The 6,811-nt window shown below is 52.7% G+C and carries 7 protein-coding genes and 1 pseudogene; all 8 read right to left on the bottom strand.

Annotated elements, in window-relative coordinates; translation table 11 throughout:
* Positions 1-572: lactate utilization protein (locus tag ACPLUI_RS09105; protein WP_424659948.1), on the bottom strand; the 572-nt coding region annotated here is incomplete at its 3' end.
* A gap of 78 nt (positions 573-650) precedes the next feature.
* Positions 651-2,414: an L-lactate permease gene (locus ACPLUI_RS09100; protein ID WP_424659947.1), complete on the bottom strand. Its 1,764-nt coding sequence runs from the start codon at positions 2,412-2,414 to the stop codon at positions 651-653.
* Between the two features lie 33 nt (positions 2,415-2,447).
* Positions 2,448-2,690: an FAD-binding oxidoreductase gene (locus ACPLUI_RS09095; protein ID WP_424659946.1), complete on the bottom strand. Its 243-nt coding sequence runs from the start codon at positions 2,688-2,690 to the stop codon at positions 2,448-2,450.
* A gap of 144 nt (positions 2,691-2,834) precedes the next feature.
* Positions 2,835-3,566 carry a FadR/GntR family transcriptional regulator gene (locus ACPLUI_RS09090; protein ID WP_424659945.1) on the bottom strand — a complete coding sequence of 244 codons (732 nt, stop codon included), beginning with the start codon at positions 3,564-3,566 and terminating at the stop codon, positions 2,835-2,837.
* Between the two features lie 21 nt (positions 3,567-3,587).
* Positions 3,588-4,376 (bottom strand): undecaprenyl-diphosphatase UppP, encoded by a 789-nt coding sequence (gene uppP, locus ACPLUI_RS09085; RefSeq protein ID WP_424659949.1) that lies wholly within the window; start codon positions 4,374-4,376, stop codon positions 3,588-3,590.
* A gap of 187 nt (positions 4,377-4,563) precedes the next feature.
* Entirely contained in the window at positions 4,564-4,782 is a 219-nt protein-coding gene (locus tag ACPLUI_RS09080) for a YlzJ-like family protein (protein ID WP_424659944.1), read from the bottom strand.
* Positions 4,779-5,147 (bottom strand): annotated as a pseudogene (locus ACPLUI_RS09075) (ClpP family protease); the annotation flags it as partial. The gene ACPLUI_RS09080 and the pseudogene ACPLUI_RS09075, both read right to left, overlap by 4 nt.
* Before the next feature lie 53 nt (positions 5,148-5,200).
* Positions 5,201-6,811: recombinase family protein (locus ACPLUI_RS09070; protein ID WP_424659943.1), on the bottom strand; the 1,611-nt coding region annotated here is incomplete at its 5' end.

Raw genomic sequence — 6,811 nt, 5'->3', positions numbered from 1 at the left:
ACAAAGGCCAGGTAACCGGGTATTTGACCCCGGTCCGCCAGGCTATTGATAGCCTCCCGCAAAGTGCCCACCAGGCGACCGGTGGGTACCAGAGCCAGGTGCACCGGAGGAAGCATGGACACCAGCCGCCGGTTAATCTCAGTGGCATCCTGGACCAGCGTCCCCGTCTCGGCAATGGCCATTTCAAAAGACGAAATGCCCAGGTCTGCCGCCCCGGCCCGCTCCCGGGGATTGCCACCGGCGACTTCGACACCGGCCCCCGCCAATGCTGCAGCAAGGTCAAGGGCACTTATAAAAGGTGACCCGGCCAGGGCGACCTTTTTCACACCCATTTCCCGGATTAGCCGGCACACCAGTTCCCTGGCCTCAGCCAGATCGGACACCCTGTATACTTCAGTTCCCAGGGCCGTGGCCCTGGCAACGAATTCCTCGTAAAGCAGTTCCAAATCTCGGGCATTATCCGGCCATAGCGTTTCGCTGAAATTCACAGGCTGCTCATCCCTTTCCCGGAAGGTCCCGGCCGGCTTACTCCATCCGACCGGGACAAAAACCTCCGTAAGATACTGTTCCATGAGGTGCCGGGTCGCTCCTTAAGGGACGACACCGACCATTTCGTTTCTGATTCTGAGACTTTACTCTTACAGCATTCTTTATGCACCCCGGCGGCCGTTCAAGGCCTCCAGAGAGCCCTTTTGCCGGGAAGCAACCAATCCCAGCAACAAAATGAACGCTGCTGTCAGCAACAGGATGGTTACCCCGCCGCTGGAACTCGTTCCGGTCGATGCAGCGGCACCGGTAGCTCTGGCCAGAGCCGGCACCATCCAGGGGAAAACGTAGGCCTGCAGCAAGGTAATAACAGAGACAATCAGGGTGAAAAAGATGCTGTTCCCCAGAGCAAAGCGGAACAGGTCGCCCTCCCTACCCACCAGGCCTGTGGAGGCTGCTCCTACAGCAATTGTCTGAGGCGAAATCATCTTGCCAGCCACCCCGCCGCTGCTGTTGGCCGCTACGGTAAGTACCGGATTCACCCCGATTTGTTCGGCGGTAATCTGCTGCATCTTGCAGAACAGGGCGTTGGAGGAAGTATCACTGCCGGTGACGAATACACCCAGCCAGCCCAGGATGGGGGCTACAAAGGGGAAGAAGATTCCTGTGACCGTGAAAGCCTTCCCCAGGGTGGGGGTCATACCGGACCAGTTGGCCACAAATGCAAAACCCAGAACGGAAAGGATAGTAAGCAAAGCAAAGCGCAGGTCCTTCAAGGTTTTTGCGAAGACTTCCAGGAACTGGCCGGGGCCTACCCGCAAAATCATGGCGCTGATGATGGCCGCAATCAAAATGGCCGTCCCGCCGGCAGAGAGCCAGTTGAAGTTGTATACCACGCTCATAGGCCTACCGCCGGCCACGATAGCCTGATCAAGACCACTGAATGCGAGTTTGATAGTCACCTTATCGAGAACCGCCTTGACCGGCTTCAGCCCCCAGTCGCTGATCAGCACCGTTAACACGATAAAGGGAGACCAGGCCTTCAACAACGCCCCGGCGGAATATCTTCTCACCCTGAGGGTCGCTTGAGGTTCATCTGCAAAGCGCCAGATCTTTTTCGGTTTCCACACCCTCAGTAAGAACACCAGGGCAACGATGGAAACCAGGGAAGACAGAATACCCGGCAGCATGGGGGTCATATAGTTTGACGAGAACCACTGGACGAGAGCACAGGACATGCCGCTGACCAGGATTGCCGGGAGAACCTCCACAGCTCCCCTCCAGCCGGCCATAGTGAAAACCAGCCAGAAAGGTACAAAGATGGAGAGGAAAGGTACCTGGCGGCCGACCATCTGGCTGATGGCCATGGTATCGATACCGGTTACCGCACCGGCGGTGATGATGGGAATACCGAGGCCGCCGAAAGCTACCGGGGCGGTGTTGGCAATCAGGCAAAGGCCGGCTGCATAAAGGGGTTTAAAACCCAGACCGGCCAGCATGGCCGCCGTAATGGCTACGGGAGCTCCAAAACCAGCGGCTCCTTCCAGGAAAGCACCGAAGGAATAAGCAATTAAAAGGGCCTGCAGGCGGCGGTCTTCAGTAATGGAAGCAATGGAATCCTTGATGATTTCAAACTGGCCTGTTTTCACCGTCAGGTTGTACAGGAAAACTGCCGTAATGACAATCCACCCAATGGGGAAAAGACCCATCATCACGCCATAAACAGCAGACAGCAAAGTCATATGCACGGGCATGCCGTGAACTCCGATCGCTATCACAACGGCCAGAGCGAGAGTGATCAAACCGGCCATATGACCTTTCATCCGCCAGATGGCCAGGGCACAGAACAGGAAGATGATGGGCAGAGCGTCTACCAGGGCCGAAAGACCCAGGTTGCCCAGGGGGTTGATTGCCTGTGTCCACGTCATGGATAATTCCACCTCCAAAATGCTACCCCGTTTTTAATACACATCCACTACCTTGCCGGGGTTCAAAATCAGATTGGGGTCCAGCGCCTTCTTAATGGAACGAATCATGTCAAGCTGTACGGGATCCATGAACCGGGCCATGGCATCCTTCCGTTTAGCTCCAATGCCGTGCTCTCCGGACAGGTTACCACCCAGGTCATACACCACCCGGTACATCTCTTCCAGCACCTCTTCCTTGACCTCATGCCAGCTATGTTCATCCCGGTTCTCCCGCAACAAAGTGGTCTGGTGGTCTGACCATCTGAAGAGATTTTCTATAACGAAATTAGAAAATCCTCCTGAACAACTGAAATTTCGCAAAAAAAAATTTTCCCTTAAGGGAATTGAAGATGAAATACCGGCCTGCCAGCATTTTTGAGATTACTCTTCTTCAGAATTATTCCGGTTCAGCCGTCCCAGCTCCACTTCCACTTTCCACAGATGCTGGTACATCAATTCCCTGGCCCGGTACCTGTCCCGCGCAGCCACAGCCAGGTAAATGTCGCGGTGCTCTTCAAACAACCTCCGGGTAGTACCGGACGTGGCGGAAAGCCATAAGGCCCTGGTCACCCGTAAAGTCTGGCTGATAGTTTCCTGAACAGTGTTCATCAACCTGCTCAACAAGGGGTTCTGGCTGGCCTGAGCCAGGGTAAGGTGAAAGCGCAAATCCAGCTGTTCGGCTTTTTCTCCAGAGGAAAGATCTTCTTCCATCTCTTCCACTACTGTCTTTAATTCCTGCAACATTCCAGGAGTACATCTTTCGGCGGCCAGGCCGGCGGCCTCTACTTCCAGAGCCTTGCGCACCTCCAGGATATTTTGAAGTTTGTCCTTTTCCAGGAGCAAAATAAAGCTCAGGGGTTCAATAACGGTGTTCGGCCTGGAACGTTTGATATAAATCCCTTCCCCATGCTTGACTTCCAGAATACCGGCCAGCGTCAAAGCCGAAAGAGCCTCCCTGACCGAGGCCCGGCTCACCTGCAATTTTTCAGAAAGCTCCCTTTCCGTAAGCAATTTATCACCGGGGACCAGCTGGCCTTCAATGATCAGCTTCTTGATCTGTTCCAGGATGCTTTCAGAAATGCGCTTATTTTTTATGGGTTTGAATTCGGTCATTATCTACCACTACCCCAATTTTTATCTTATCCCGGTAAGAGCCAGTAGTATTACCGCCGCTCCCAGGATAAGGCGGTACCAGATAAAAATAGAGAAACTATAGCGGGTAAGAAAACGCAAAAGAAACTTAATGGAGAGGAAACCCACCACCGCCGAAACAGCTACGCCAGCCCAAAAAGGGGGATTCAGGTCGGCTGGAGTCAATTTAGGCAACTGCATAACGCCAGCCCCGAAAATGATAGGTGTAGACATGAGAAAGGAAAAACGGGCTGCCGTTTCCCGATCCAGGCCGGTCATACGCCCTACGGCCATAGTGATACCCGAACGGGAAACCCCCGGGATGATCGCCAGAGCCTGTGACAAACCTATCCAGAGGCTTTCTGCCAGGCCAACTTCATCCAACCTCTTATAAGCAGGAGCCCGGGTATCGGCCAGGTAAAGGACCACCCCCATGACTATGAGCATGAGCCCGATTATCAGAGGCGCCCGGAAAATTGTCTCCGCCTGTTTCTCAAACATAAAACCAATGGCTGCACCAGGAATAGTGGCGACCACCAGACACCAGAACAAACGACCTTCAGTAGTACGGCGCCGCAGTAAACCGTCGTGCAATAAAATCAGCCAGTCCTGCCAGAAATAAGCTACAACAGCCAGTAGCGTGCCCATATGCAGGGCCACATCAAAGGTCAGGCCTTCATAATGCCATCCCATTAACCAGGGAACCAGCACCAAGTGGGCTGAACTGGAGATAGGCAGAAACTCTCCCACTCCCTGGACTATGCCCAAAATTACAGCCTCAAAAACTCCCACTTCAATCACCCCGTAATTTTCAGTCCTTCGCTAACTAAACCATTATAGCATACCAGCCAAACATATTACCAGGTAGTTGTTCCGCGTTTTCATCCCCTTTTGAACCCTTGAAAGTAACAAAAAGGCCTGAGAGGGATTTTCCCAAAAAAATAAGGGCTGTCAACGCCCCCTTCACAACATTACATCCTCATAGAGATAACCTTATCACTGCACCGGGATAAAGATCACTTCTGAGATAATCCCGGGGATTGGTACTTAAGAGGCGTACCACCCTGCCCTCTCCGGAACCGGTGTCCTGAATCAACAAAGGCACACCTCCAATGTTCACTTCTCTGGTGGGAGTGTGCTTCATTTCCTCCAGTCCTTCAAAAACTAATTCCAACTGCATGGGAGTGTACAGGATCACTGTACCGGCCCCCCTTTTCGTTGCTTCCATTCCTCAATCATAGATTTAAGCTTGTTGACCGCCTGTCCTACTCCCCCCACCTCATCGATCAACCCCTTTTCCACCGCTTCCCGTCCAATGAGAACGGTCCCGATATCCCGGGCCAGTTCCCCTGTTCGAAACATTAGATCGCGAAATGACGCTTCACTGATACGGGAATGCTGGGTTACGAAACGAACCACCCGGTCCTGCATCTTGTCCAGATATTCGTAAGTTTGAGGCACACCAATAACCAGGCCATTCAAACGGATGGGATGAATTGTCATGCTGGCTGTCTCAGCAATGAAACTATACTGGGCAGCTACAGCTATCGGCACCCCGATGCTGCCCATGTCGCTACCCCCTGATAAAGAGCGAAGGACGGAAACTTTCCGCCCCGTTAAAACGTTGCCAGTACTTTGAGTTCGAACCTTTCCTGCTCCAGTTTTTCTTCCCGCCCCAGGAATTCGGCGAGGTCGACATTATAATGAATCTCAAGCTTATCCCGGTACAAAATCACCTTGCTGATGATCTGGGCGAGCATCTGTTTTTTCGTCTCGACGGGGGCCTCCATGAACAGTTTGAACCACTTGGGGGCACGCATGGAAAATTCCATCAGCTGGCTTCTCCGGTGCTTCTCCACGCGCGCCTGAGATTTTACTTCTTCAAGTTCCTTTTCCAGTGATTCTACTATCCGGCCGTATTCGTTCACTTTTTCAGCCAGCAGTTGCTCCGAATACAAACTGCCATCCGGGTCGGCGAAATAATCATCCAACCGTCTTACCCAGGCATTATAAATTTTCCTGTTTTTACTTAACTCCTTCTCCAGGGCCTTCACCCGATTTGTCGCTTCAGCCAGGTAGTCCACCTGCTTCTGTTCAACATACTGTAAAAGATCTTCACAATTCAACCCGGACAGGAAATTTTCAAGTTCCTGCAGGAAAATCCGGTCTATCTTTTTCTGGGAATATGAACCCTGTCCTTCACACAGTTTTTCTCCCCCACCTACACGGGCGTGGGTAACACACCTGTAAACCCTTTTCTGACAGGGATATGCCTTGCCGTTACGTTTGCGCCAGTTCTGGCCGGAGCTGATAAAGCCGCGGCCGCAGTAACCGCACACAAGGAAACCGGTCAGGAGTGCACTGCTGGACATGGCGCGGGGATTGGGCGTTTCTCCCTTTTGTGCTTTCGACATACAATTTTCCTGCATCTTGCGGATTAACCGTTGCCATGTTTCCAGGGGAATAATGGAATATTCGGGTACCGGCTTCGGGTTTCCATCCTGATCCCGGGGAATGATGAAATTATTCAGGTCCGTATATCCTTTGATGCGAACCCTGGAAGTGGGAGTGTTTCCCGGTTTCGTCCTGTCATAGGCCGGAAGCCCGCAGATTATTGGGTTCTGCAGCACCTGCCGCACCCGGGTGTCGGTCCACAACCTGCCTTCCCGGGTGCGGTACCCCTGTTCGTTCAACGCAGCGGCTATCCTTTTGCTTCCCAAGCCTTCTTCCAGGTAGAGTCTGCACATTTCCTTAATTACCGCGGCTTCTTCCTGATCCACTTCCAGCGGTAAACCTTTTTTGGACTCGGATAGCCTGAACCCGTATGGAGGGCGGCCACCGGTCCAGCATCCCTGTTTGGCTTTCTGCCGCATAACATGAGACACGCGAATTCTGGTGTTCACACTTTCCGTCTCCGATTGCCACCCTTCGATAAACCGCAGGAGCTTGTCATACTGATCCTTAAGCTCCAGCTTTTTACCGCCAGGTACATCGGCGACAGCGATGACCTCGACACCGGCACGGTGAAACTGCCACAAGACTATCGGGTACTCCAGACTTTTGCGTGAGAGGCGGTCGGCCTTAAATACGAGCAGAATCTTAAATTTACCCATTAACGCGTCGGCGAGAACGTGCTGAAGGATATCCCTGTCGTCTTTGCTGTACTTAAATGCTGAAACGCCTTCTTCCGCGTATTCCTTTACAAGTTCCCATTCCGGATGTTGGGC

It is taken from the genome of Desulfofundulus sp. (assembly GCF_049701015.1).
Lineage (GTDB): Bacteria > Bacillota > Desulfotomaculia > Desulfotomaculales > Desulfovirgulaceae > Desulfofundulus.
The sequence above is the reverse complement of the archived record's forward strand: the minus strand, read 5'-3'. Positions and strand labels throughout refer to the sequence as shown.

Bases quoted from the DNA above. Each gene is read 5' to 3' on its own strand.
- ACPLUI_RS09100 (WP_424659947.1), bottom strand. From the start codon at position 2,414: ATGACGTGGACACAGGCAATCAACCCCCTGGGCAACCTGGGTCTTTCG.
- ACPLUI_RS09090 (WP_424659945.1), bottom strand. From the start codon at position 3,566: ATGACCGAATTCAAACCCATAAAAAATAAGCGCATTTCTGAAAGCATC.